This window comes from Sphingomonas sp. BL-S-25, assembly GCF_055521555.1.
Map to the genome: position 1 here is coordinate 1,895,790 of NZ_CM145486.1, position 22,065 is coordinate 1,917,854.

The following is a 22,065-nucleotide window of genomic DNA, read 5'->3' on the forward strand; positions in this document are numbered from 1 at the left end:
GTCTATCAGGAGTCATCCCCGGGGGGCCGCTGAACCGCGGCTGAGAGGGAGGCTGGAGCCTCCGACCCGCTGAACCTGATCCGGTTGACACCGGCGGAGGGAGGGAGCGGCGTCCGCCCGGAAACCGTGATCTCGCTCCGTGCACAATGGAGCGAAGACGCATGGCCGACATTCCCGCCAAGTCCGAAATCGGTGTCACTACCGGGCCGATCCGCGGATCGCGCAAGATCCATGTCGGCCCGCTGAAGGTGGCGATGCGCGAGATCTCGCTCGAACCGGGATCGGGCGAGGCGCCGGTGCGCGTCTACGACACGTCAGGGCCCTATACCGATCCCAATGCCCGGATCGACATCATGGCCGGCCTGCCCAAGCTGCGCGATCCCTGGATCCGCGCGCGCGGCGATGTCGAGGAAGTCGATGCGCGCGAAATTCGCCCCGAGGACAATGGCCAGCTCGGCCCCGACCGCTCGGGCGGGGTCCAGCCCTTCCCGAACGTCGTCAAGCGCCCGTTGCGGGCCAGGGCCGGCGCCAATGTCACCCAGATGCACTATGCCCGGCGCGGCATCATCACGCCCGAGATGGAATATGTCGCCGAGCGCGAGAATCTCGGCCGTGCCCGGCTGGCGGAATATATCCGCGACGGGCAGGATTTCGGCGCGGCGATCCCCGACTTCGTGACGCCCGAATTCGTCCGAGAGGAAATCGCCCGCGGCCGGGCGATCATTCCGAACAACATCAACCACCCCGAAAGCGAGCCGATGGCGATCGGGCGCAACTTCCTGGTCAAGATCAACGCCAATATCGGCAATTCGGCGGTCGCATCGAACGTGGCCAGCGAAGTCGACAAGATGGTCTGGTCGATCCGCTGGGGCGCGGACACGGTCATGGACCTGTCGACCGGGCGCAACATCCACGACACGCGCGAATGGATTCTGCGCAACTCGCCGGTACCGATCGGCACCGTGCCGATCTACCAGGCGCTGGAGAAGGTCGGCGGCATCGCCGAGGACCTGACCTGGGATATCTTCCGCGACACGCTGATCGAGCAGGCCGAGCAGGGCGTCGATTATTTCACCATCCATGCTGGCGTGCGGCTGCCCTATATCCCGATGACCGCGAAGCGCGTCACCGGCATCGTCAGCCGCGGTGGGTCGATCATGGCGAAATGGTGCCTCGCGCATCATCAGGAGAGCTTCCTCTACACCCGGTTCGAGGAAATCTGCGAGATCATGAAGGCGTATGACATCGCCTTCTCGCTGGGCGACGGCCTGCGTCCCGGTTCGATCGCCGACGCCAATGACGAGGCGCAGTTCAGCGAACTCGCGACGCTGGGCGAGCTGACCCAGGTCGCGTGGAAGCACGACGTCCAGGTCATGATCGAGGGCCCCGGCCATGTGCCGATGCACAAGATCAAGGCGAACATGGACAAGCAGCTGGAGGCGTGCGGCGAGGCGCCCTTCTACACGCTCGGGCCGCTGACCACCGATATCGCGCCGGGCTATGACCACATCACCTCGGCGATCGGCGCGGCGATGATCGGCTGGTTCGGCACGGCGATGCTCTGCTATGTGACGCCCAAGGAGCATCTCGGCCTGCCCGACCGCGACGATGTGAAAGTCGGCGTGGTGACCTACAAGCTGGCGGCGCACGCGGCCGACCTGGCCAAGGGGCATCCCGCGGCCAAGGTCCGCGACGACGCGCTCAGCCGCGCCCGTTTCGAGTTCCGCTGGCGCGACCAGTTCAACCTGTCGCTCGATCCCGACACGGCGGAGCAGTATCACGACCAGACGCTGCCGGCCGAGGGCGCCAAGACCGCGCATTTCTGTTCGATGTGCGGGCCCAAATTCTGCTCGATGAAGATCACGCAGGAAGTGCGCGACTTCGCCGCCAGGCAGAATCAGTCGGCCGACACCTTCCTGGCAGCCGACAGCGCCGAGGCGGGGATGGCCGAGATGAGCGAGAAGTTCCGCGAAAAGGGTGGCGAGATCTACCTGCCGGCGGCGGAGTGATCGGCGCGGGCGGCGCGTGCTGCGGTCAGCCCGCAGCACGCGGCGTCCCGTCCGCATCGCTGCCGGGATCCTGCAAGCGATGGATGCAGGTCAGCCGTGCGCCACCGCGTCGCGCACGAACGGGTCGACCTCGGCCTGCCGTTCGACGCGCTTCCACGCCTTTTCGTGGAAGAAGAAGGCGACCGCGTTGATGCACGGTTCGATCAGCGCGATGCCGCCGGCCATGCTGACCGACCCGGTAAAGGCGTAGGCGACGCTGAAGCCGATCGTCAGGTGGATCGACAGATAGGTGAAAGTCTTCATCAGGTCGCGGGACATTGCGTCGGCCCTTTCGATAACATCGCGAGGCCGAGATAAGGATCGATGCGACCAATGTGTAACGCGATGTCGTTACCTCAGTAATCGTCAGGATCGATCAAGGGGCCCCGCGATCGCCGGCCGGCGCGCGGCTCAGAACAGCCCCGGAACCTCTCGCTGGGCGGTGCTTGGCCGCGCGGGCGCGAGGAGGTCGCGGCCGTCCGGGGTGGTGCTGGCAGCGGCGCTGCGCGCATTCCTTGCCTGGCTGGTCGTTGCGATCGGGGTGCAGCTTCGTCCGGCCAGGAAGTCGATCGCCGCGCGGGTCGATGCCTCGGTCGGGTCGCCCAGCGGGCGGCTGATATCGTCGGCGGCCTGGCAGGTGCGCGGCATCACGCTGGCGATGCCGTTATAATAATTGCTCTGATGGTCGCGATTCTCGACGGCGAAGGCGATCACGCGTAGCCGGTCGTCGCACGCGGTCCGGTCGAGCGCGATCTGGCCGACCGGCTTGCCATAGGTGTTGGTGCCGACCAGCGCGGTATTGCTGCCGAGATAGGGGATGAAGCCGTTCATCACGAGCTCGCTTGCCGAGGCGCTGGATCGGGTGCCGATGAAGGCGATTCGCGTCGGGGCGATCGACTGGGGCTGGGGCGCGAAATAATTGACCTCGTTCTCCGAGGATTTGGAGGCGCGGAAGGTCATGTAGTCGAACACGTCGGACGTGCTGCGGTTCGCACCCATCAGGTCGCCCATCAGCTCGGCGATCGAGATCAGGCCGCCGCCATTGTAGCGCACGTCGATGATGACATTGGTGATCCCCTGCGCCCGGAAGTCGGCAAAGGCGTTGCGCAGCGGCGTCTCGGCGGTGTTGATGAAGGTGCGCAGGTTTATATAGCCATAGCGCTGGCCCCCATCGGTGATGATCTTCGCGCCGTAGCGGCTCGATACCGGGGTCAGGGTGAAGTCGGTCTTGGTCAGCGTCACGACCCGCGTGCCGCCGCCATCGGCGACGCGCAGCGCGCGGGTAGTGCCGACGGTGTCGGGACCCAGCGCCTGGCTCACCGCGTCGGTGCCGCCGCCCGCCACCAGCGCGCTCACGTCCTGCAGCGTCGAGGCCGAGGTGCCGACCGCGAGGATCTCCGTCCCCCGGTCGAGGCCCGCGTTGAGCGCGGGCGCATTCTCGAACGCCTCGATGATCGCGATCCGCTGCGACGACGGATCATAGGCGAGTCGGAAGCCGAAGCCGGCGCTCGATCCGGAATTATAATAGGCGTTCTCCTCGGCGATCGAGGTGATGTAGGTGAAATAGCGGTCGCGGCCCTGCGCGCGCGCGGTCGCGGTCAGCGCGTCGAGATAATCCTGTACGGTCGTATAGGAAGCCGCGTTCAGGCTGGCCGGGAGCGTCTCGGGGAAGAGGTACCACTCGTTCATCTGGTTCGCGACCCAGGTCTTGCGCTCGCTCAGCGAGCAGCCCCCTGCGGTCGGGGTGGGCGTCCCGCCCCCGCCGATCGGCGTGCCGCCCCCGGTCGTCCCGCCGCCGGTGGTAAGCGACCCGCTGCCCCCGCCGCCACAGGCGGACAGCATGGCGACCAGGCTCAGCAGCATTCCGAAACGCGTTGTCCTCACGACTATCCCCCCGACTCAATTTCGGAAAGGCTATCAGCGACTTGCACATCGCGCCATCGCTTCCTTCGCATCGGTGCAGGGTAGCGCGACTCACCTGTCGACGAATGGGTGCCTGCTGAGAATTTCCGCGTGTTCGGCGTCCTGGCGCGCCGCCCATTCGGGAGAGAGGCGTTCGAGATACTCGATCTGTTTGGCGAACAGCTGGCGGCGGGAATCCTCGCCGGGGCGGCGGTGCTTCACTTCGAAGTTCGAGGCCATCGAAAAGGTCACGCCTTCCAAAATCCAGTAGAGCAGCTCGTCGAGATCATCGGTCGTTCGCCGCTCGAACTCGTTGCCGCGCTCGCACACGACGAAATGATAGCGGCTGTCCACCTCGATATGCGGTGTGCCCGTCTGGCGTGAGCTGCCATAGGTCACCGGGTCGCCCGGCGGGGCACCGACCTGGTCGACCAGCTCGCGAACCCGCGCCTGAATTTCCCGCAGCCCGGGACGCGACTTGAACAGTCCGAACAGCATGTCGCTTCGTGGCGCAACGAAAGCCGTCGGGCAAGATCGATGAATTTCGAAAGTGGCGGAGGATCGCTGACCCTCGACATCGAAACCGCTGGAGCGGGCGAGGGGATTCGAACCGGGCGCGCAGCCCGTCAGGGCGAAGCGCCACAAGATAATCGAGGGTTTGGGAAGTGGTCGAGGATCGCTGATCCTCGACACTGAAACCGCTGGAGCGGGCGAAGGGATTCGAACCCTCGACCCCAACCTTGGCAAGGTTGTGCTCTACCCCTGAGCTACGCCCGCTCTGGCGTTCCCGACCCGCTGGAGGACCCATGGGCCGTGTCAAGGCGGCGGCCACTAGCATCGGTCCCCGGGGGCGGCAACCCCCATTTTGCAGGAAAAGCGCACAATGTGAAAAAGCTTGGCCTGCGCGACCCGAAACCCCACATAGGCGCGATCCTTTTGCACCCCCTCTTCAGACTCGGGAGCTTCTCTTGGCCACTGCCGGACTGACCACTGCCGAACGCGAAGCCGTCGATGCCTTCCGCCGCGACGTCGTCGAACCCTCCATGACCAGCCTGGTGATCGTCGATTTCTGGGCCGAATGGTGCGGACCGTGCAAGCAGCTCACGCCGGTGCTGGAAAAGGTGTCGGCCGATTATGCGTCGAAGGGCGTGGTGCTGGCCAAGGTCGATGTCGACAAGAACCAGTTCATCGCCTCGCAATTCCAGGTTCGCTCGATCCCGACCGTCTATGCGATGTTCCAGGGGCAGCTGGTCGCGGACCTGACCTCCGCCCGGACCGAGACCCAGCTGCGCACGATGCTCGACCAGATCCTGCGCCAGCTGCCGATCCAGAGCGAGGATGCGCAGCAGGAAGCCGAGCTCGAGCCGCTGATCGCGATGGGCGAGCAGGTGCTTGCCGATGGCGATGCCGAGCGCGCGCTGTCGATCTTCGAGCAGATCGCGGAGATGGCGCCCGATCACCCGGCGATCATTGCCGGCCGGGCGCGCGCGCTGCTGGCGCTCGGCCGCACCGAGGAGGCCGAGCTTGCCCTGGCCGAGCTGCCCGACGAGGTGAGCAAGGCGTCCGAGGTCGAGCGCGCCCGCTCGGCGATCGCACTTGCGAAGGAGGCCAAGCCGGTCGACGACCTGTCGCGGCTGGCGGCGCATGCCGCCGCCAATCCCGACGACATGGATGCGCGCTACGAACTGGCGGGCGGCCAGATGGCGGCGGGTGACCGGGACGGTGCGGCTGCCACGCTGCTGGGCATGATCGAGAGCGATCGCGAGTGGAATGACGGCGCGGCGCGCCAGCGGCTGCTGAAGCTGTTCGAGGTCGTCGGCCTTGAGGATCCCTGGGTATCGGCGCAGCGGCGCAAGCTGTCCGCCATCCTGTTCGGATGACCGTCACCCGGCTTTCGATCTTCCCGCTTCCGGGGGCGCTGCTGCTCCCCCGGATGCACCTGCCGCTGCACATCTTCGAGCCGCGCTACCGTGCGATGGTGACCGATTCGCTGGCGCGCGATCGGCGGATCGGGATGATCCAGCCGCGCGGCGAAGGCGATCCGGTGCCCTTGTTCGATGTCGGCTGTGTCGGCCGGATCGCGGATGTCGAGGCGCTCGATGACGGGCGCTTCAATCTCGTGCTGGAAGGGCTGGCGCGCTTCACAGTGGTGCGCGAGCTGGAGGTCGCCACGCCGTTCCGCCAGATCGAGGCGGAGCTGGAGGCCGCGACCGAGCCGGAGACGCTGGCGTTGGGCGAGCGTGCCTCGCTGGAACTCGAATCGCGCCGCTTTGCCGAATCGCAGGGCTATGCCGTCGACTGGGAAGCGGTCACGCGGCTCGACGATGAATCGCTGGTCAACGGGATCGCGCAGGTCGCGCCGTTCGATGCCGCGTCGAAACAGGCGTTGCTGGAGGCCAGTTCGCTGGCGGATCGCGCGATGCTGATCGTCCAGCTGATGCATTTCTATGGCCGCTATGGCGACGAGGAAACCGCCACGCTGCAATAGGAATCAGCGGCGATAGACGCCACCGAAGGTGACGTTGTGGCCGCCGCATCCCCCATTATCGCTGCCGATCAGATAGGGGCCGAGCAGACGCAATGTGATGTCGCAGCCCGCCATGGGGCTGAACGCGACGCGACCATCGACGGGTCGGATGATCGTGTCGAACTCGCCGTAATTGACGCCGTGCGCGACCGCTTCCTTGCGGTGGGCGCCCCAGGTCGCGAAGCCCTGGGCGTGCAGCGCCCGCGGCTCGGGCCCGCGGGCGATGTCGATCCTGCCCTCCCACGCCGTCCAGCCGCCCAGCCATGCGGACGGATCGCCCGCCGGTCGGTCGTCCCGGCTCAGCGCGCCGCTGTCGATCCAGCCGCTCGTCAGCCTGCCCTTCTTGCCGACATGCACGACCAGGGTGAAGCGATCCTGGGTCCGCAAGGCGACGAGCGAATCGCCCGCGACGACATACTCCGTGCGGCGCTTGCCGGGGCCCTCATAGGCGGTTCCGCTGAAATGCTGCCTGGGGCCGGGGCGCACCTTCACGAGCCACGCCGCATCCGGGTCCTGGATCAGCTGTGCCGAAGCGGGGACGGGCGCCAAGGCAAGCAGCAGCGCGGCAAGGCGAATCGCGGTCATAGCGGCGGTAGCGCCCAATCGATCGGCTTGCGGCCATGCGCTTCGAGAAATGCGTTCGCGCGGGAGAAGTGATTATTGCCGAAAAAGCCCGAATGGGCGGACAAGGGCGAGGGGTGGGGGGACTTGAGCACCAGATGCCGGCCCCCGCGCTCGACCGAATCGACGAACGCCGCCTTCTTCTGGGCGTGGCTGCCCCACAGCAGGAACACAGTCGGCTCTGCCTTCGCATTGACGAGGCGGATCACCGCGTCGGTGAATTTCTCCCAGCCCTTCCCCTGGTGCGAGGCCGCTATGCTCATCTGGACGGTGAGCACGGCGTTGAGCAGGAGCACACCTTGCTGCGCCCAGTGTTCGAGGAAGCCGTGGCGCGCACGCGGGATGCCGAGGTCGCTCTCCAGTTCCTTGTAGATATTGACCAGGCTGGGCGGCACGCGAACGTCGGGCCTGACCGAGAAGCACAGGCCGTGCGCCTGACCCGGGCCGTGATAGGGGTCCTGGCCAAGGATCACGACGCGAACCTCCTCCAGCGGGGTGAGGTCGAGCGCGCGAAACCACTCGCTTCCCGCAGGAAAGATGCGTTTGCCCGCCGCCTTTTCCGCGGTCAGGAAGTCGCGCAGCGCCGCCATATAGGGGCTCGCAAATTCCTCGCGCAGCGGTTCGAGCCAGCTGGGATGCAGTTTTACGTCGGCCATCGCCGCCAAGGGTGGGGCAGGAGGACGGGACAGGTCAATTGTGGATGCGAATCCGATTGCTGCACGGCGGCGCATTGAGGTAGAACATTCGAAGAACAACGAACGAGGGGATTCGGCAATGCCTGTGACCGGAAGCTGCCATTGTGGCGCCGTTGCCTACACGCTGGACGAGGAGATGCCGACCAGCGCGATGGCGTGCAATTGCTCGATCTGCCAGCGCCGCGGCTATCTGCTCCACTTCACCACGCCCGAGGCCGTGACCATCGCGGCGGCCGACGATGCGATGACGGACTACAGGTTCGGCAAGGGCGTCATCCACCATCAATTCTGCCGAACCTGCGGCTGCGCACCCGTTGGCGGCGGTACCGGACCGGATGGCAAGGAAGTGATCGTGATCAACCTGCGCTGCACCGACGGTGTCGATCTCGATGCCCTGCAGATCCAGCATTATGACGGGGCCAGCGCCTGACCGGGCGAGCATGCGACAACGCTGACATTTTGCCGCTTGAAACCGGCGCGAACCAGGAATAGCCTCTTCGCATAATAACCTGTGGGGAGGATATTCTGATGACCATTCGCATCGCTCTCGCGGTGTCGGCGCTCGCTGCGTCGATCGCCCTGATCCCGGCGCCGCTGCACGCCCAGACGGCTCCCGTCGCACCCGCCGCCGCAGCCGACCCGACGGTGATGAACAATCCCGCTCCCGAGGCGCTGCAGGTCTATGGCCTGCCCGGCGGCGCCCAGCCGAAGCATATCAAGGATCCGAAGGTCCAGTTCGGCAAGGCGATCCGGGTCGAGACACCGGGCGGCGGCAATCCCTGGACGGTCGGCGTCAACTCGCCACTGACGGCTAAGGTCAAGAAGGGCGACAAGGTGCTGGTCGCCTTCTACGCCCGCGTCGAAAAGGCGCCGGATGGCGCCGCGACCGCGAAGATCAACGGACAGCTCCAGCTGAGCCAGGCGCCCTATACTCAGCTGTTCGGCAAGGGGTTCGAGGTCACGTCCGAGTGGAAGTTGTACCAAATCGTCGGCCGCGCCGACCGCGATTATGCCGCGGGCGAGCTGTCGGTCGCGCTTCACGTGAACACGGCGAAGCAGACGCTGGATATCGGCGCGGTCGCGGTGCTCGACTACGGACAGAAATAAGCGGTGCCGCGCGTCCGGGCCTCAGGCCCGGACGACGGTGACCAGATAATCCAGGCTGGTGTCCTCGCTGAGGACGAACCCACGCGCGGGCGAGAAGCGCAGCCCGCGCGTTTCGATGACCTTCAGCCCGGCATCGGCGAGATGGGCGGTCAGCTCGTCCGGGGTGAGGAACTGGTCCCAGTCATGCGTTCCCTTTGGCACCGCACCAATGCCCTCGCCAATCGTGATCATCGCCAGCCGCGACAACCAGGTCCGGTTCGGTGTTGACAGCACCATCAACCCGCCCTCGGCAAGTGCGCCTGCGAGCCCGGCAACGAAGGCGGGCACGTCGGCGACATGTTCGATCACTTCCATCGACACGACCAGGTCGAAGCTGCGCCCGGCCAGCGCCTCGATGCCCCCCGCGACATAGTCGATCTCGAGCCCGGCCGCCTCGGCATGGGCGCGGGCGGCGCCGATATTCTCCGGCGCAGCGTCCAGCCCGGTGGCGCGCGCGCCCATTCGCGCCAGCGGTTCGGTCAACAGGCCGGCGCCGCAGCCGACATCGAGCGCGCTGCGCCCGGCCAGCGGCGAGAAACCGCCGGTATCGCCGCCCCAATGATCGTCGATCGCGTCGCGCAGATAGGCGAGCCGCGCCGGATTGAGCCGGTGCAGCATTGCCGACGAGCCCTTGGGGTTCCACCAATCGGCGGCGAGTCGGCCGAAATGCTCAGCTTCACGCGGGTCAATGGTTGCTATGGTTGCGTTTGCCATGGCCCGCTCCTATCAGCCCGGCTCTCTGATCCCAAGGGCCCGGAAGCAAGACCAGACCATGGCACGTATCGTGATGAAGTTCGGCGGCACCTCGATGGCGGGGATCGAGCGAATTCGCAGCGTTGCCGCGCGCGTGAAGCGCGAATGGGATGCGGGCAATGAAGTCGCCGTCGTCGTCTCGGCCATGGCGGGCGAGACCGACCGGCTGGTCAATTTCTGCCGCGAAGCCTCGTCGCTCTACGATCCGCGCGAATATGACGTGGTCGTCTCGTCGGGCGAGCAGATCACTTCGGGCCTGCTGGCGATCGCGCTGCAGTCGATCGGGGTGAAGGCGCGCAGCTGGCTGGGCTGGCAGCTGCCGATCCGCACCTCGGACGGCCATGCCTCGGCCAGGATCGCCGAGATCGACACGACCGCGCTCGACGCCAGCCTGGCAGCGGGCGAGGTGGCGGTGATCCCCGGTTTCCAGGGGCTGGCTGCCGGAGAGCGCGTCACCACGCTGGGCCGTGGCGGGTCGGACACGTCGGCGGTGGCGATGGCGGCGGCGATGAAGGCCGATCGCTGCGACATCTACACCGATGTCGACGGGGTCTATACGACCGACCCGCGCATCGTTCCGCGCGCGCGCAAGCTGAAGCGTGTCACCTATGAAGAGATGCTCGAGCTCGCCAGCGTCGGGGCCAAGGTGCTCCAGACGCGCTCGGTGGGTCTCGCGATGAAGGAAAAAGTCCGCGTCCAGGTGCTGTCCTCGTTCGTCGACGCCGATGGCGCCAGCGAACCCGGCACGCTGATCGTCGGCGAAGAGGAGATTGACGACATGGAACGCCAGCTCATCACCGGCGTGGCCTATGACAAGAACGAGGCGAAGATCACGCTGACCGCGGTGCCCGACCGGCCCGGCGCGGTGGCGTCGATCTTCACCCCGCTTGCCGAGGCGAACATCAACGTCGACATGATCGTCCAGAACATCGCCCATTCGACCGGGTCGACCGACGTGACCTTCACTGCGCCCCAGGCCGAACTGGCCCGCGTGCTGGACGTGTTCGAGAAGCAGCGCGAGGCGATCGGCTTCGCCGAACTGCTGCACGATACCCGCGTGTCGAAGGTGTCGGTGGTCGGCGTGGGCATGCGCAGCCATGCCGGTGTCGCGGCGACGATGTTCAAGACGCTGGGCGACCGCGGTATCAACGTCCAGGCGATCACCACGTCGGAGATCAAGGTGTCGGTGCTGATCCACGAGGACGAGACCGAGCTGGCGGTTCGCGTGCTGCACACCGCCTATGGGCTGGACGCTGACGACGCGGCGGCTTGACGGCCTCCCGTCATCCCGGCGAAAGCCGGACTTCAATGACGGGATTAGAATGAAGCAATGAGTGTCGGCCAAGAAAGACTGACGCGCCGGATGGCGCGCGGTGTCGAGTTCCTGGGAAGCCAGGTTGCGATCATGTGCGGCGCGATGTCGTGGGTGTCGGAACGCAACCTCGTCGCCGCCATGTCCAATGCTGGCGGGTTCGGCCTGATCGCATGCGGTGCGATGACGCCCGAGCTGCTCGACGCGGAAATCGCCGGCACCAAGGCGCTGACCGACAAGCCGTTCGGCGTGAACCTGATCACGATGCACCCGCAGCTGTTCGACCTGATCGAGGTCTGCAACCGGCATCAGGTCAGCCATATTGTCCTCGCCGGCGGGCTGCCGCCCGCAGGCTCGCTCGACGCGATCAAGGCGAACGGCGCGAAGCTGATCTGCTTCGCCCCGGCGCTCAGCCTGGCCAAGAAGCTGGTCCGCTCGGGCGTCGACGCGCTCGTGGTCGAAGGCATGGAAGCCGGCGGCCATATCGGCCCGGTTTCGACCAGTGTGCTGGCGCAGGAGATCCTGCCCGACATCGCGTCGCAGGTCCCGGTGTTTGTCGCCGGCGGCATCGGCCGCGGCGAGGCGATCGCCGGCTATCTCGACATGGGCGCCGCCGGCGTCCAGCTGGGCACGCGCTTCGTCTGTGCCAGCGAGAGCATCGCCCACCCCAATTTCAAGAAGGCGTTCATCCGCGCCTCGGCGCGCGACGCGGTCGCCAGCGTCCAGATCGATCCGCGATTGCCGGTGATTCCGGTTCGCGCGCTGAAGAATGCCTCGACAGAATTGTTTACCGCCAAGCAGCGCGAGGTCGCTCAGGCGCTGGACGAGCGCAAGGTCGAGATGATGGAAGCGCAGCTCCAGATCGAGCATTATTGGGCCGGCGCACTGCGCCGCGCGGTGATCGACGGCGATGTCGACAATGGCTCGCTGATGGCGGGACAGTCGGTCGGCATGGTGACGAAGGAAGAGCCGCTGGCCAACATTCTGGCGACGCTGATGGCGGAAGCCGCGCACGCACTGGAAAAGCGCGCGGCCTGAGCCGATACGAACGGCCCGCTCCGTTTCAGGAGCGGGCCGTCCGGACTTTGCGGTGCTTAGCGGCCGCGCGCCGCCTTCCGGAAATCGACGAGCGTGGTGACGATCATCACCACCGCCACCGCGACCATGCCGATGCCAAGCGCCAGATTGACGCTTTCGGCCACGCGTGCGGCCTCGGCCGGGTCCATCGTGGCGGCCCGCACGACGACCCAGCTGCCGGCGCGGTGCAGGCCGGCGATCAGCATCAGTGTCGCGATCGCATTGACCATGCCCAGTACGAGGCGGACGACGCGCCAGCCGGGCCGTAGCCATTTGACCAGCGCGATCGCCAGTTGGATCACTGCCAGCGCCAGGATCGGCCAGTAATAGTCGGCCCAGATCGGCGCTGCCTCCAGAACCAGCCCGCCCCGATTGGCGGGGATCGGCAGGGCGAAGCTGCCCGTCCACCACAGGATGAAGGCGATGCCGATGCCGATCTCGATCGCCGATTCCCACCGGCCGGGTGCGGGACGGTCGGCGGGCGGCAGCTGGTCGGGGCGCCAGTTGCGGACATGGTCGGCGGCGAAACCCGTGCGCTCCAGAACGGCGAAGACGAGCGTGACGATCGCCGCCGCCGACAGCGCCGCATCCCCGACACCGGCCGCAGCCCGGACGAGCGCGCGAACCACCGGGGCATTGCCGAATATGAGGTCGCCAACGCCCATCGCGACCATCAGCGCGATGACCACCGCCCCGACGACCTTCATGGTGAACAGGTAGAAGGGGAAGATCTCGGGCCCGATCAGAAATTGATTCGGCTTGTAGCCCGCGGCCACGGCGAGCGGATGGCCGAAGTCCTTCAGGATCGCGGCAACCTCGTCCCTGCGCAGCGGGCGATCGAGCGCCGCCTCGCGATCCTCGATCCGGCTGGCCAGCACGTCACGCAGTTCGGCCACGATATCGTCCGCCTTCGACGCGGGCAGGTTGCGGCGGACGGACGACAGATAGCGGTCGACAAGATCGGTCATTGGTCCTTCTCCGTAAGACGCAGGATCGAGGTGGAGATCGCGTTCCATTCGGCGAGAAGCTGGGCGAGCACCTCGGTCCCGTCCGCGTTCAGTCGGTAGAAACGCTTGTTGCGCTTGCCCTCCTCGCGCCACTCGCTGGTCAGCAGGCCCTGTGCCTCCAGCCGCCGCAGCAGCGGATAGAGCGCGCTTTCCTCGATCGGCAGCCCGGCATCCTCCAGGCTCTGGCGCAGCGTGTAGCCGTAGCGTTCCTCGCGCAGCGCGCCGAGCACCGCGATCACCAGCGATCCGCGGCGCAGCTCGATGCGCAGTTTTTCGAAAAGGTCTTCCTCGATCGGCATGCTGTGTCTCGCATCCTGTGTAGCACATACTGTATGACAAACAGTATAAGGATGCAAGCCCGACCGGAGCATGCGCGAATTGCGCCATATCTGCATGAAACGAACAGGCGCATTGGCAGCAGGCGACATGATCTGTTAGCGCTTCCGCCATGGCCCTGAGCGCAGTCGCTTCCGCACGCGAAATCCTCACGCGTCTTCACGACGTGATGGCGAAGCGTCTTCCCGCGCAAGCCAAGCTGAATGCCGTGGTCAACATCATCGGCGAGGCTCTGGATAGCGAGGTCTGCTCGATCTATCTGCTGCGCGAAGGCGTGCTCGAACTCTTCGCGACGCGCGGCCTGGCGCAGGAGGCGGTCCACGTCACCAAGCTCGCGATGGGCGAGGGGCTGGTCGGAACGATCGCCGGCAATGTCGAGACGCTCAACCTCGACGAGGCGGCGTCGCATCCCGACTTCGCCTATCGTCCCGAGACGGGCGAAGAGAAATATCACAGCTTTGCCGGCGTCCCGATCATCCGGCGCGAACGGGCGGTGGGCGTGCTGGCGGTGCAGCATGCCGCCGCGCGCAAATATGACGATGTCGAGATCGAGGCGCTGCAGACCGTCGCGATGGTGCTGTCCGAGCTGATCGCCAATGCCGACCTGATCGACGTGGCCTCCGGCACCGGCGCGACGACGCGGATGCAGTCGACCGCGGCGGTCCGGGTTTCCGGCTTCCGCATCGTCGAGGGCATGGCGAGCGGTGTCGCGGTCTATCACCAGCCGCGCATCGTCATCGAGCATACCGTGGCCGAGGATACCGAGGCCGAGCGCCACCGGGTCTATGCCGCGTTCGACAAGATGCGCGAGCAGATCGACCGCATGGCGAGCCAGGCCGAATTCGGCGTGGGCGGCGAGCACGACGAGGTGCTCGAGATGTACAAGATGTTCGCCTATGACGAGGGCTGGAGCCGTCGCATCAACGAGGCGATCGATTCCGGCCTGACCGCGGAAGCGGCGATCGAGCGGGTCCAGCAGCGCACCCGGATGCGGATGCGCGAGATCGACGATCCACTGCTGCGCGACCGGATGCACGATCTGGAGGATCTGTCGAACCGGCTGATCCGGATCGTGTCGGGCCAGCTGGGCACTGCGGCACAGATGGGGCTGCGCCAGGATTCGATCCTGATCGCGCGCAACCTGGGGCCGGCCGAACTGCTCGAATATGACCGGCGGCGGCTGAAGGGCGTGGTGCTGGAGGAAGGGTCGCTGACCGCGCACGTCACCATCGTGGCACGTGCGATGGGCATTCCGGTGCTGGGCCGGGTACGTGACGTCAAGAAGCTGATCGCCGAGGGCGACATGCTGTTGCTCGACGTCGGCGAGGAAAGCCTGTTCATCCGCCCGACCGCGGCAACCGAAGAGGCGTTCGAGGCGAAGCTGGAACTCAGCCAGAAGCGCCGTGCGGCCTTCGCACAGCTGCGCGGCGAGGCGCCGGTAACCGCAGATGGGCACCGCGTCACGCTGATGGTCAATGCCGGGCTGCGCGACGATGTCGCGGCGCTCGACCTGACCGGCGCCGACGGGATCGGCCTGTTCCGCACCGAATTCCAGTTCCTGGTCTCGGCGACGCTGCCGCGCCAGCAGGACCAGCAGAAGCTCTACCGATCGGTGCTCGACGCCGCGGGCGATCGCCCGGTGACCTTCCGCACCGTCGATATCGGCGGCGACAAGGCGCTGCCCTATCTCAACCATGACGAGAATGGCGAGGAAGAGAACCCCGCCATGGGCTGGCGCGCGCTGCGGCTGGCGCTGTCGCGCGACGGGTTGATGAAGGCACAGGCGCGTGCGCTGATCGAGGCGGCGGCCGGCCGCACGCTGAACATCATGTTCCCGATGGTGTCCGAGCCCTGGGAGTTCGAGGAGGCGCATGCCCTGTTCGAGGCGCAGCGGCTGTGGCTGGCGTCGCGCGGGCGCAAGATGCCGGCCGAGATCCGCTATGGCGCGATGCTCGAGGTGCCGGCGCTGGCCGAGGTGCTCGACATCCTGCTGCCCAAGATCGATTTCCTGTCGATCGGCACCAACGATCTCACCCAGTTCCTGTTCGCGGCCGACCGCGCGCACCCCCGGCTGGCGCTGCGCTACGACTGGCTCAGCCTGTCGATCCTGCGATTCATGAAGCGGGTGACGGTGCAGGCGCAGGCGGCCGGCGTTCAGGTCGCGGTCTGTGGCGAGATGGGCGGGCGGCCGCTGGAGGCGATGGCGCTGCTCGGGCTCGGCATCGACCGGCTGTCGATCAGCCCCGCCGCGGTCGGACCGGTCAAGGCAATGGTCCGCTCGCTCGACCGGGCCAAGTTGCTCGAACATATGGAAAATGCGCTGGCCCGGCCGCAGGGGTCGTTGCGCGAGTCGCTCGAGGGCTGGGCCGCCGACCATTCGGTCGAACTGGCCTGAACCGACGGCCGATCCGATGAACGCGGCGTTGACAGCCGCGTGCCCGTGGGTGACACCGCGCCCCAGGGCGGAGCAGCAGAAACCCCTTCCGCCGGAGAGATGAATGGAAGGCGAGCAGCCCGAATCCCAGGCCCAGCTGTTTCCCACCACCGTGGGCGAGAAGCTGCGCGCCGCGCGCGAGGCGAAGGGCATGAGTCTTTCCGACGTCGCGACGGCGACGCGCATCCCGCAACGCCATCTCGAGGCGATCGAAAGCTCGAACTACGGATCGCTGCCCTCGTCGACCTATGCGCTGGGCTTCGCCAAGGCCTATGCCCGCGCCGTCGGCGCCGACGAGGTGGCGATCGCGCGCGACCTGCGCGGCGAACTGACGCATACCAGCTATGACCGGATCTCGACCGTTCCGTCCTACGAGATGCGCGATCCGACGCGCAGCGCACCCAATGGCCTGGTCTGGGTGACGGTCATCGTCGCGGTGCTAATCGCGGTCGCGGCCGGCCTCTATTATGGCACCGACCTGTTCCGCGCGACCGCGCCGGCGCCGGAGACGATCGACAATCTGGTCGATACCGCGCCCGAGCCGGCGAACGAGACCGCACCGGTCCAGTCCGGCGCCGGTCAGGTGTCGCTGATCGCGACCGATCCCGTGTGGCTGAAGGTGACCGACGCCAGCGGCAACGTGCTGTTCCAGAAGGAAATGGCTAAGGGCGAGCGGTACGACGTGCCTGCCGACGCACAGCAGCCGCGGGCGCGGACCGCGCGTCCCGACCGGATCCAGGTGACGCTCAACGGATCGAACGTCCCGCCGCTGAGCGCCACGGCGCAAACGGTGGAGGTCGAGGTGAGCGCGGCTGCGCTGTCGGCACGCGGTCAGGGCGGGGCGGCGTCGGCCAGCCCGACTCCGACCGCCGCCCGGCCGACGCCGCGTCCGCCGCTTGCCTCCGGCCCGGCGGTGGTCGTGGCGCCGGTACCGGCGGCCGCTCCGTCGCCGGCAGCCACGCCTGCGCCGTAAACCGCCGCGACAGCTTGGCCATGCCATTGACATTGTTCCAGAATACTCCCCCGGGGATGTGAAGATGCGTTTTCTGATTGCTGCCGCCGCACTGGCTTCCGTGCTCGGGCTTACCGGCACCGCTCATGCCCAGTCGTCGATCGAAGGCCGGGTCGACCGTCTCGAGCGTGAGATGCGCGCGGTGCAGCGCAAGGTGTTCCCGGGCGGCGCCGGCGCGACCGTCGAGCCGCAGATCCGCCCCGAACAGGCGCCCGCGGAGCTTCCCGGCGTGCCCGCAAGCAGCCCGATCGCCGACCTGACCCAGCGCGTCTCGGCGATGGAAAGCCAGCTTCAGTCGCTGACCGGCCAGACCGAGCAGAACCAGAATCGTATCCGGCAGCTCGAAGACGCCTTTGCCGATTACAGGCGCAGCACCGACGCGCGAATCCGCGCGCTGGAGAGTTCCGCGGCCGCAGCGCCCGTTCAGGGTGGCGGCGACGGCATGTCGGGCGGCGGTGCAAATGCAGGCGGCGGCAGCGTGGCGGCGCCCTCGGTCCCCGCGCCCGCGCGGCCGACCGGCGCGCGCGCCGAGCAGCTTGCGGCGATCCAGAAGCCCAATGGCGCCGACCCCGCGGAGAATGGCTATCTCTATGGCTATCGCCTGTGGGAGGCGAAATTCTATCCCGAGGCGCGCAAGGAGCTGGAGGCGGTCGCGACCGCCCATCCGAATCATCGCCGCGCCAGCTATGCGCTGAATCTGCTGGGCCGTGCCTATCTCGATGCCGGCGCGCCGAGCCTGGCGGCCAAGACCTTCTTCGACAATTATTCGAAGAACCCGAAGGGCGAGCGTGCCCCGGACAGCCTGTTCTACCTCGCCCAGGCGCTGGAAAAGCTCAACAAGCCGTCGGCGGAGATCTGCCGCGTCTATGGCGAACTCGAGAAAAGCTATGGCAGCTCGGTTTCCGCCGAGATCAAGTCGGGCGTCGCCGCCGGCCGCACCCGCCACAAGTGCAAGTGAGCCGGTGGGGCTGACGTGACGCAGCCCGATCCTGGGCTGGTCGCGCGGTTCCGCACCGATCTGGAAGCGCTGACCGGCGGTTCGCCGACCGCCGCGGCCCCATTGGGGCTGGCGGTGTCGGGCGGCGCCGACAGTCTGGCGATGCTGCTGCTTGCTGCGGCAGCGTGGCCGGATGCGATTCGCGCCGCGACCGTCGATCACGGTCTGAGGCCCGAAAGCGCCGAAGAGGCGAGGGCGGTGGCAGCGCAGTGCGCCGCGCTCGGCGTCCCGCATTCGACCCTGTCGCTACCGGCCGGCTGGCAGGCGCAGGGCAATCTCCAGGAACGGGCGCGCGACGCCCGCTACTCGGCGTTGCTCGACTGGGCCGCAGCGGGCGGCAGTCGCTGGGTCGCGGTCGCGCATCAGCGCGACGATCTGGCCGAAACCTTTCTCATGCGCGCACGGCGCGGCGCGGGTGTCGGCGGCCTCGCGGCGATGCGCGCGGTGCGGCCGCTGGGTGAGGGCGTGAGCCTCGTTCGACCGCTGCTGGGCTGGGCGCGATGCGAACTGGCGCGGGTGGTGCGCGAGGCCGGCCTGGTTGCCGCGGAGGACCCCTCGAACCACGATCCGCGATTCGATCGCAGCCGGATGCGCGCGCTGATCGCCGCAACCCCCGAGCTTCTGGCGCAGCGGCTGGCGCATTCGGCGACCAACTTGCGCGATGCCGAGGAAGCGATCGCCTGGGCGACCGATCGCGAGGCGGAACTTAGACTGCGGCTGGAGGGCGGCGAGGTGTGGCTGGACCCGGGTGACCTGCCGCGCGAGCTGTGCCGGCGGCTGGCGCACCGCGCGGTCGATCAGGTTCGCGCGGCGCGGGGCGCGCATGCGCCGTGGCGCGACCAGGGGCTGGATCGGTTGATCGCCATGCTGCGGTCAGGCGGGGTCGCTACGATTGCGGGAGTCCAGGCGCGGGCTGTGCGCGGCAGCTGGCATTTTCGGCCGGCCCCGCCGCACCGATCACACTGATCGACGTTGTTGCATTGCCATTGACCGTCTCGTGCCTATCTTGAAGTCGACGCAGAAGGTATCAGAACCGAATGAACGACAACGATAAGCAGAATGGCGGCGGCGGCGGCGAGACTCCGGGCGGCAGCCCCTGGATGAAAAGCCTGCTGATCTGGGTAGGAATCCTGGCGGCGCTCGCGCTGTTCGTGAACCTGTTCGGCAACGGCGCGGCCCAGCCTGCGGGTACCGGCATCAGCTATTCGGCCTTCGTCCAGAAGGTCGATGGTGGCCAGGTCAAGGACGTCAGCATCGCGGAGCGTTCGATCAGCGGCACGCTGAGCGACGACAGCAAGTTCCGGACGATCAACCCGGGCGATCCCCAGCTGGTGGACCGCCTGCTGAAGAAGAATGTCCAGATCACGGCGCGCCCTGAAGAGACGCCCAGCTTCTGGATGATCCTGCTCTATCAGTCGCTGCCGTTCCTGCTGTTCCTCGGCATCGCCTTCTTCGTGCTGCGCCAGATGCAGAAGAATTCGGGCTCGGGCGCGATGGGCTTCGGCAAGTCGCGCGCGCGCCTGCTGACGCAGAAGGAAGGCAAGGTCACGTTCGACGACGTCGCCGGCATCGACGAGGCACGCGAGGAGCTGCAGGAGATCGTCGAGTTCCTGAAGGACCCGACCAAATTCGCCCGCCTGGGCGGCAAGATCCCCAAGGGCGCGCTGCTGGTCGGCTCGCCCGGCACCGGCAAGACGCTGCTCGCCCGCGCGATCGCGGGTGAGGCGGGCGTGCCCTTCTTCACCATCTCGGGCTCGGACTTTGTCGAGATGTTCGTCGGCGTCGGCGCCAGCCGCGTGCGCGACATGTTCGAGCAGGCCAAGAAGTCGGCACCGTGCATCGTCTTCATCGACGAGATCGACGCGGTCGGCCGCTCGCGCGGCGGCGGCATCGGCAACCAGAATGACGAGCGCGAGCAGACGCTGAACCAACTGCTGGTCGAGATGGACGGCTTCGAGGCGAACGAGGGCATCATCATCATCGCCGCGACCAACCGTCCCGACGTGCTCGATCCTGCGCTGCTGCGTCCGGGCCGCTTCGACCGCCAGGTCGTGGTGCCGACCCCGGACATCGAGGGCCGGGTGAAGATCCTTCAGGTCCATATGAAGAAGGTGCCGCTGGCACCCGACGTCGATCCCCGGGTCATCGCCCGCGGCACGCCGGGCTTCTCAGGCGCCGATCTGGCCAACCTCGTCAACGAGGCTGCGCTGCTCGCCGCGCGCCGGGGCAAGCGCCTCGTCGCGATGAGTGAGTTCGAGGAGGCCAAGGACAAGGTCATGATGGGCGCCGAGCGCAAGTCGATGCTCATGACCGAGGACGAGAAGCGCATGACCGCCTATCACGAGGCGGGCCACGCGATCGTCGCGATCCACGAGCCGGCGTCCGATCCGATCCACAAGGCGACGATCATCCCGCGCGGCCGTGCGCTGGGCATGGTGATGCGCCTGCCGGAACGCGACAGCCACTCGCTGCATCGCGATCAGATGTATGCGCATCTGTCGATCGCGATGGGCGGCCGCGTCGCCGAGGAACTGATCTTCGGCTATGACCGGGTCAGTTCGGGCGCCTCGGGCGACATCCAGTCGGCGACGCGTCTGGCGCGTTCGATGGTCACGCGCTGGGGCATGTCCGACGCGGTCGGTCCGCTGGAATATGGCGGTTCGGACGACAGCTACCTCGGCTATCAGATGAGCCGTCCGGCGGCGATGTCGAACGAGACTGCGCAGCTGATCGATGCCGAGATCAAGCGGCTGGTCGAGGGCGGTCTGGACCGCGCCAAGACGGTGCTGACCGATCATATCGATCAGCTCCATACGCTCGCCAACGCGCTGCTCGAATATGAGACGCTGACCGGCGACGAGATCAAGCGACTGGTCGCCGGCGAGGAAATCGGCCGCAGCGATCCGGGTGCGCCGGTCGCTCCGGTCGCGGCGGGCGGCACCTTGGTTCCGAAGATCCGCCGGCCCAAGGGTCCGGGACCGTTCGGCAACCCGACACCCCAGGGCGCCTGATCCAGGCCCCATCCGATGCTGAACTGAAAAACCCCTCCGCGACTGGCTCGCGGAGGGGTTTTTCATATCCGGCGTGTTCGACTGCCCCGTGCTCGTGCGCTCAGCCGAACAACCCGAGCGTCACGAGGATGGTCAGGAAGATGCCGACGACCAGCGTAATGCCGAAGCACAGGATGACGGTGCGGATGACGGCCGAAACCCAGCCGAGCCGATAGGCCTGCTTCATCTGGCGCAGGATATGGAGCGGCGGCACGAACAGTCCCGCCGCCATGATCCACCCCGCCTGCACCCCGATCGCGCTGGCGATCGTCAGGATGATGAACAGCAGCGACATGAACGCGATCGAATAGGTGATGAAGACCGTGTGATCGTACAGCCTATATTCGGGCTTCCAGAAGAACAGGATCCATACGAACGGCAGCGACAGCGGGATCAGCAGCCAGGAGAATTTATAGACGTTGGTCTGGAGCTTGTAGAGCATCAGCGAGGGGTTTTGGCGCCATTTGCTGATTCCCTTGTCGAAACTCTTGATGTTGGTGTGGACTTCGGGCGCATCGTTGCGGACTTCCTGGGGGATTGCGTCGAGCTGGCGGATGGTCGCGTCGGCTTCGGCAATGCGCTGCTCGTATCTGGCGCGTTTGGGATCGTCGGCCGCCCGCTTGTCGCGGGAGGCGATCGCGTTCGCCCGGTTCTCGACCGCCTTGGCACGCAATTCGGAAATCGCCGTGCCGGCATTCATGTTGCCAAGGTCGGTCGGGGTCTGGATCCCGGCAATCTGGAACACGGCGAACATGGTGAATATCGAGAACAGGAACAGCGCCATCGGCGACACGAAGCGCGCCCGCTCTCCGGCGATATAGCGCCGTGTCAATTCGCCCGGCCGCCAGAACAGCAGCGGCAGCGTGCGCCACAATTTGCCTTCGAAATGGGCCACGCCGTGCAGGATCTCGTGCCCGATCGCGCCGAGCGACCGGTGGACATGCCCCGGCTGGCCGCAGCGATGGCAGTGATTGCCGATCAGTGCGGTGCCGCAGTTGAGGCAGAGCGGGTCATGGCCATGGCCTTCCCCCGAATGCGGTTCCACGGCGCGGCCGATCATGGCCCCGGTGACGAGTTCGCCAGCAGCTTCGAATTCCCCCATGCGCTTTTGCTACCAGCTTCGGCGGCGACGTGCTAGCGGCCAGCCC

21 protein-coding genes, 1 tRNA gene and 1 riboswitch are annotated in these 22,065 nt (G+C 66.8%); of the genes, 12 read left to right on the forward strand and 10 right to left on the reverse strand.

Annotation, left to right across the window (positions count from 1 at the left end; genetic code table 11):
- The first annotated feature begins 9 nt into the window (after window positions 1–9).
- Window positions 10–119, forward strand: a riboswitch (TPP riboswitch).
- 42 nt (window positions 120–161) lie between these two features.
- The gene (gene thiC / locus ACZ1H8_RS09150) at window positions 162–2,009 is read left to right on the forward strand and encodes a phosphomethylpyrimidine synthase ThiC (RefSeq protein WP_465181001.1); all 1,848 of its coding nucleotides are present in this window, start codon (window positions 162–164) and stop codon (window positions 2,007–2,009) included.
- Between the two features lie 90 nt (window positions 2,010–2,099).
- On the opposite strand, the gene ACZ1H8_RS09155 is transcribed toward thiC, so the two are convergent.
- The 4 genes from ACZ1H8_RS09155 to ACZ1H8_RS09170 all read right to left on the reverse strand — a co-directional run bounded on the left by ACZ1H8_RS09155 (window position 2,100) and on the right by ACZ1H8_RS09170 (window position 4,727).
- Window positions 2,100–2,327 carry a DUF2061 domain-containing protein gene (locus ACZ1H8_RS09155; RefSeq protein WP_110150664.1) on the reverse strand — a complete coding sequence of 76 codons (228 nt, stop codon included), beginning with the start codon at window positions 2,325–2,327 and terminating at the stop codon, window positions 2,100–2,102.
- Window positions 2,328–2,459: 132 nt separating this feature from the next.
- The gene (locus ACZ1H8_RS09160) at window positions 2,460–3,911 is read right to left on the reverse strand and encodes a S41 family peptidase (RefSeq protein WP_465181373.1); all 1,452 of its coding nucleotides are present in this window, start codon (window positions 3,909–3,911) and stop codon (window positions 2,460–2,462) included.
- Window positions 3,912–4,022: 111 nt separating this feature from the next.
- Window positions 4,023–4,595, reverse strand: a complete 573-nt coding sequence (locus tag ACZ1H8_RS09165; RefSeq protein WP_465181002.1) for an Imm63 family immunity protein — start codon at window positions 4,593–4,595, stop codon at window positions 4,023–4,025.
- Window positions 4,596–4,652: 57 nt separating this feature from the next.
- Window positions 4,653–4,727 (reverse strand) — tRNA-Gly (locus ACZ1H8_RS09170).
- Window positions 4,728–4,918: 191 nt separating this feature from the next.
- Here ACZ1H8_RS09170 and ACZ1H8_RS09175 point away from each other — a divergent pair.
- Entirely contained in the window at window positions 4,919–5,830 is a 912-nt protein-coding gene (locus tag ACZ1H8_RS09175) for a tetratricopeptide repeat protein (RefSeq protein WP_219994372.1), read from the forward strand.
- Complete coding sequence (locus tag ACZ1H8_RS09180) at window positions 5,827–6,438, forward strand: LON peptidase substrate-binding domain-containing protein (protein WP_110150666.1); 612 nt, start codon at window positions 5,827–5,829, stop codon at window positions 6,436–6,438. Before ACZ1H8_RS09175 ends, ACZ1H8_RS09180 begins: the two co-directional genes overlap by 4 nt.
- 3 nt (window positions 6,439–6,441) lie before the next feature.
- Here ACZ1H8_RS09180 and ACZ1H8_RS09185 read toward each other — a convergent pair whose 3' ends face one another.
- The gene (locus ACZ1H8_RS09185) at window positions 6,442–7,062 is read right to left on the reverse strand and encodes a hypothetical protein (protein WP_110150667.1); all 621 of its coding nucleotides are present in this window, start codon (window positions 7,060–7,062) and stop codon (window positions 6,442–6,444) included.
- Window positions 7,059–7,754: a uracil-DNA glycosylase gene (gene ung, locus ACZ1H8_RS09190; protein WP_110150668.1), complete on the reverse strand. Its 696-nt coding sequence runs from the start codon at window positions 7,752–7,754 to the stop codon at window positions 7,059–7,061. Before ung ends, ACZ1H8_RS09185 begins: the two co-directional genes overlap by 4 nt.
- 118 nt (window positions 7,755–7,872) lie before the next feature.
- Here ung and ACZ1H8_RS09195 point away from each other — a divergent pair, with 118 nt between their 5' ends.
- Together ACZ1H8_RS09195 and ACZ1H8_RS09200 are read left to right on the forward strand one after the other, a co-directional pair.
- Window positions 7,873–8,223, forward strand: coding sequence for a GFA family protein (locus tag ACZ1H8_RS09195; RefSeq protein ID WP_110150669.1), 351 nt, complete (start codon window positions 7,873–7,875; stop codon window positions 8,221–8,223).
- Window positions 8,224–8,321: 98 nt separating this feature from the next.
- Window positions 8,322–8,900 carry a carbohydrate binding domain-containing protein gene (locus ACZ1H8_RS09200; RefSeq protein WP_110150670.1) on the forward strand — a complete coding sequence of 193 codons (579 nt, stop codon included), beginning with the start codon at window positions 8,322–8,324 and terminating at the stop codon, window positions 8,898–8,900.
- A gap of 21 nt (window positions 8,901–8,921) precedes the next feature.
- Here ACZ1H8_RS09200 and ubiG read toward each other — a convergent pair whose 3' ends face one another.
- Window positions 8,922–9,653, reverse strand: coding sequence for a bifunctional 2-polyprenyl-6-hydroxyphenol methylase/3-demethylubiquinol 3-O-methyltransferase UbiG (ubiG, locus tag ACZ1H8_RS09205; protein WP_110150671.1), 732 nt, complete (start codon window positions 9,651–9,653; stop codon window positions 8,922–8,924).
- A 58-nt stretch (window positions 9,654–9,711) separates the two neighbouring features.
- On the opposite strand from ubiG, the gene ACZ1H8_RS09210 reads away from it, so the two are divergent.
- Together ACZ1H8_RS09210 and ACZ1H8_RS09215 are read left to right on the forward strand one after the other, a co-directional pair.
- Entirely contained in the window at window positions 9,712–10,965 is a 1,254-nt protein-coding gene (locus ACZ1H8_RS09210) for an aspartate kinase (protein ID WP_110150672.1), read from the forward strand.
- Window positions 10,966–11,022: 57 nt separating this feature from the next.
- Entirely contained in the window at window positions 11,023–12,042 is a 1,020-nt protein-coding gene (locus tag ACZ1H8_RS09215; RefSeq protein ID WP_465181003.1) for an NAD(P)H-dependent flavin oxidoreductase, read from the forward strand.
- Between the two features lie 56 nt (window positions 12,043–12,098).
- On the opposite strand, the gene ACZ1H8_RS09220 is transcribed toward ACZ1H8_RS09215, so the two are convergent.
- Together ACZ1H8_RS09220 and ACZ1H8_RS09225 are read right to left on the reverse strand one after the other, a co-directional pair.
- Window positions 12,099–13,049, reverse strand: a complete 951-nt coding sequence (locus tag ACZ1H8_RS09220) for an HAAS signaling domain-containing protein (RefSeq protein ID WP_465181004.1) — start codon at window positions 13,047–13,049, stop codon at window positions 12,099–12,101.
- The gene (locus ACZ1H8_RS09225; RefSeq protein WP_465181005.1) at window positions 13,046–13,387 is read right to left on the reverse strand and encodes a PadR family transcriptional regulator; all 342 of its coding nucleotides are present in this window, start codon (window positions 13,385–13,387) and stop codon (window positions 13,046–13,048) included. Before ACZ1H8_RS09225 ends, ACZ1H8_RS09220 begins: the two co-directional genes overlap by 4 nt.
- Window positions 13,388–13,536: 149 nt before the next feature.
- Here ACZ1H8_RS09225 and ptsP point away from each other — a divergent pair, with 149 nt between their 5' ends.
- From ptsP to ftsH, 5 genes are all read left to right on the forward strand, one after another.
- Complete coding sequence (gene ptsP / locus ACZ1H8_RS09230; RefSeq protein WP_465181006.1) at window positions 13,537–15,819, forward strand: phosphoenolpyruvate--protein phosphotransferase; 2,283 nt, start codon at window positions 13,537–13,539, stop codon at window positions 15,817–15,819.
- Between the two features lie 103 nt (window positions 15,820–15,922).
- Window positions 15,923–16,831, forward strand: a complete 909-nt coding sequence (locus ACZ1H8_RS09235; protein WP_465181007.1) for a helix-turn-helix domain-containing protein — start codon at window positions 15,923–15,925, stop codon at window positions 16,829–16,831.
- Between the two features lie 64 nt (window positions 16,832–16,895).
- Entirely contained in the window at window positions 16,896–17,828 is a 933-nt protein-coding gene (locus tag ACZ1H8_RS09240; RefSeq protein ID WP_465181008.1) for a tetratricopeptide repeat protein, read from the forward strand.
- A gap of 15 nt (window positions 17,829–17,843) precedes the next feature.
- Entirely contained in the window at window positions 17,844–18,833 is a 990-nt protein-coding gene (gene tilS / locus ACZ1H8_RS09245; RefSeq protein ID WP_465181009.1) for a tRNA lysidine(34) synthetase TilS, read from the forward strand.
- 71 nt (window positions 18,834–18,904) lie between these two features.
- Window positions 18,905–20,878, forward strand: a complete 1,974-nt coding sequence (gene ftsH / locus ACZ1H8_RS09250; protein ID WP_465181010.1) for an ATP-dependent zinc metalloprotease FtsH — start codon at window positions 18,905–18,907, stop codon at window positions 20,876–20,878.
- A 100-nt stretch (window positions 20,879–20,978) separates the two neighbouring features.
- On the opposite strand, the gene ACZ1H8_RS09255 is transcribed toward ftsH, so the two are convergent.
- Window positions 20,979–22,019, reverse strand: a complete 1,041-nt coding sequence (locus tag ACZ1H8_RS09255; protein ID WP_465181011.1) for a DUF3667 domain-containing protein — start codon at window positions 22,017–22,019, stop codon at window positions 20,979–20,981.
- Window positions 22,020–22,065 lie beyond the last annotated feature (46 nt).

What these genes read in the sequence shown, in the direction of transcription:
- thiC (WP_465181001.1), top strand. Translation starts at nt 162, where the DNA reads ATGGCCGACATTCCCGCCAAGTCCGAAATCGGTGTCACTACCGGGCCG.
- ACZ1H8_RS09200 (WP_110150670.1), top strand. Translation starts at nt 8,322, where the DNA reads ATGACCATTCGCATCGCTCTCGCGGTGTCGGCGCTCGCTGCGTCGATC.
- ACZ1H8_RS09240 (WP_465181008.1), top strand. Translation starts at nt 16,896, where the DNA reads ATGCGTTTTCTGATTGCTGCCGCCGCACTGGCTTCCGTGCTCGGGCTT.
- ACZ1H8_RS09160 (WP_465181373.1), bottom strand. Translation starts at nt 3,911, where the DNA reads ATGCTGCTGAGCCTGGTCGCCATGCTGTCCGCCTGTGGCGGCGGGGGC.
- ptsP (WP_465181006.1), top strand. Translation starts at nt 13,537, where the DNA reads ATGGCCCTGAGCGCAGTCGCTTCCGCACGCGAAATCCTCACGCGTCTT.
- ACZ1H8_RS09235 (WP_465181007.1), top strand. Translation starts at nt 15,923, where the DNA reads ATGGAAGGCGAGCAGCCCGAATCCCAGGCCCAGCTGTTTCCCACCACC.
- ACZ1H8_RS09180 (WP_110150666.1), top strand. Translation starts at nt 5,827, where the DNA reads ATGACCGTCACCCGGCTTTCGATCTTCCCGCTTCCGGGGGCGCTGCTG.
- ACZ1H8_RS09210 (WP_110150672.1), top strand. Translation starts at nt 9,712, where the DNA reads ATGGCACGTATCGTGATGAAGTTCGGCGGCACCTCGATGGCGGGGATC.
- ACZ1H8_RS09155 (WP_110150664.1), bottom strand. Translation starts at nt 2,327, where the DNA reads ATGTCCCGCGACCTGATGAAGACTTTCACCTATCTGTCGATCCACCTG.
- ACZ1H8_RS09220 (WP_465181004.1), bottom strand. Translation starts at nt 13,049, where the DNA reads ATGACCGATCTTGTCGACCGCTATCTGTCGTCCGTCCGCCGCAACCTG.
- ubiG (WP_110150671.1), bottom strand. Translation starts at nt 9,653, where the DNA reads ATGGCAAACGCAACCATAGCAACCATTGACCCGCGTGAAGCTGAGCAT.
- ACZ1H8_RS09215 (WP_465181003.1), top strand. Translation starts at nt 11,023, where the DNA reads ATGAGTGTCGGCCAAGAAAGACTGACGCGCCGGATGGCGCGCGGTGTC.
- ACZ1H8_RS09255 (WP_465181011.1), bottom strand. Translation starts at nt 22,019, where the DNA reads ATGGGGGAATTCGAAGCTGCTGGCGAACTCGTCACCGGGGCCATGATC.
- ACZ1H8_RS09195 (WP_110150669.1), top strand. Translation starts at nt 7,873, where the DNA reads ATGCCTGTGACCGGAAGCTGCCATTGTGGCGCCGTTGCCTACACGCTG.
- ftsH (WP_465181010.1), top strand. Translation starts at nt 18,905, where the DNA reads ATGAACGACAACGATAAGCAGAATGGCGGCGGCGGCGGCGAGACTCCG.
- ung (WP_110150668.1), bottom strand. Translation starts at nt 7,754, where the DNA reads ATGGCCGACGTAAAACTGCATCCCAGCTGGCTCGAACCGCTGCGCGAG.
- ACZ1H8_RS09185 (WP_110150667.1), bottom strand. Translation starts at nt 7,062, where the DNA reads ATGACCGCGATTCGCCTTGCCGCGCTGCTGCTTGCCTTGGCGCCCGTC.
- ACZ1H8_RS09225 (WP_465181005.1), bottom strand. Translation starts at nt 13,387, where the DNA reads ATGCCGATCGAGGAAGACCTTTTCGAAAAACTGCGCATCGAGCTGCGC.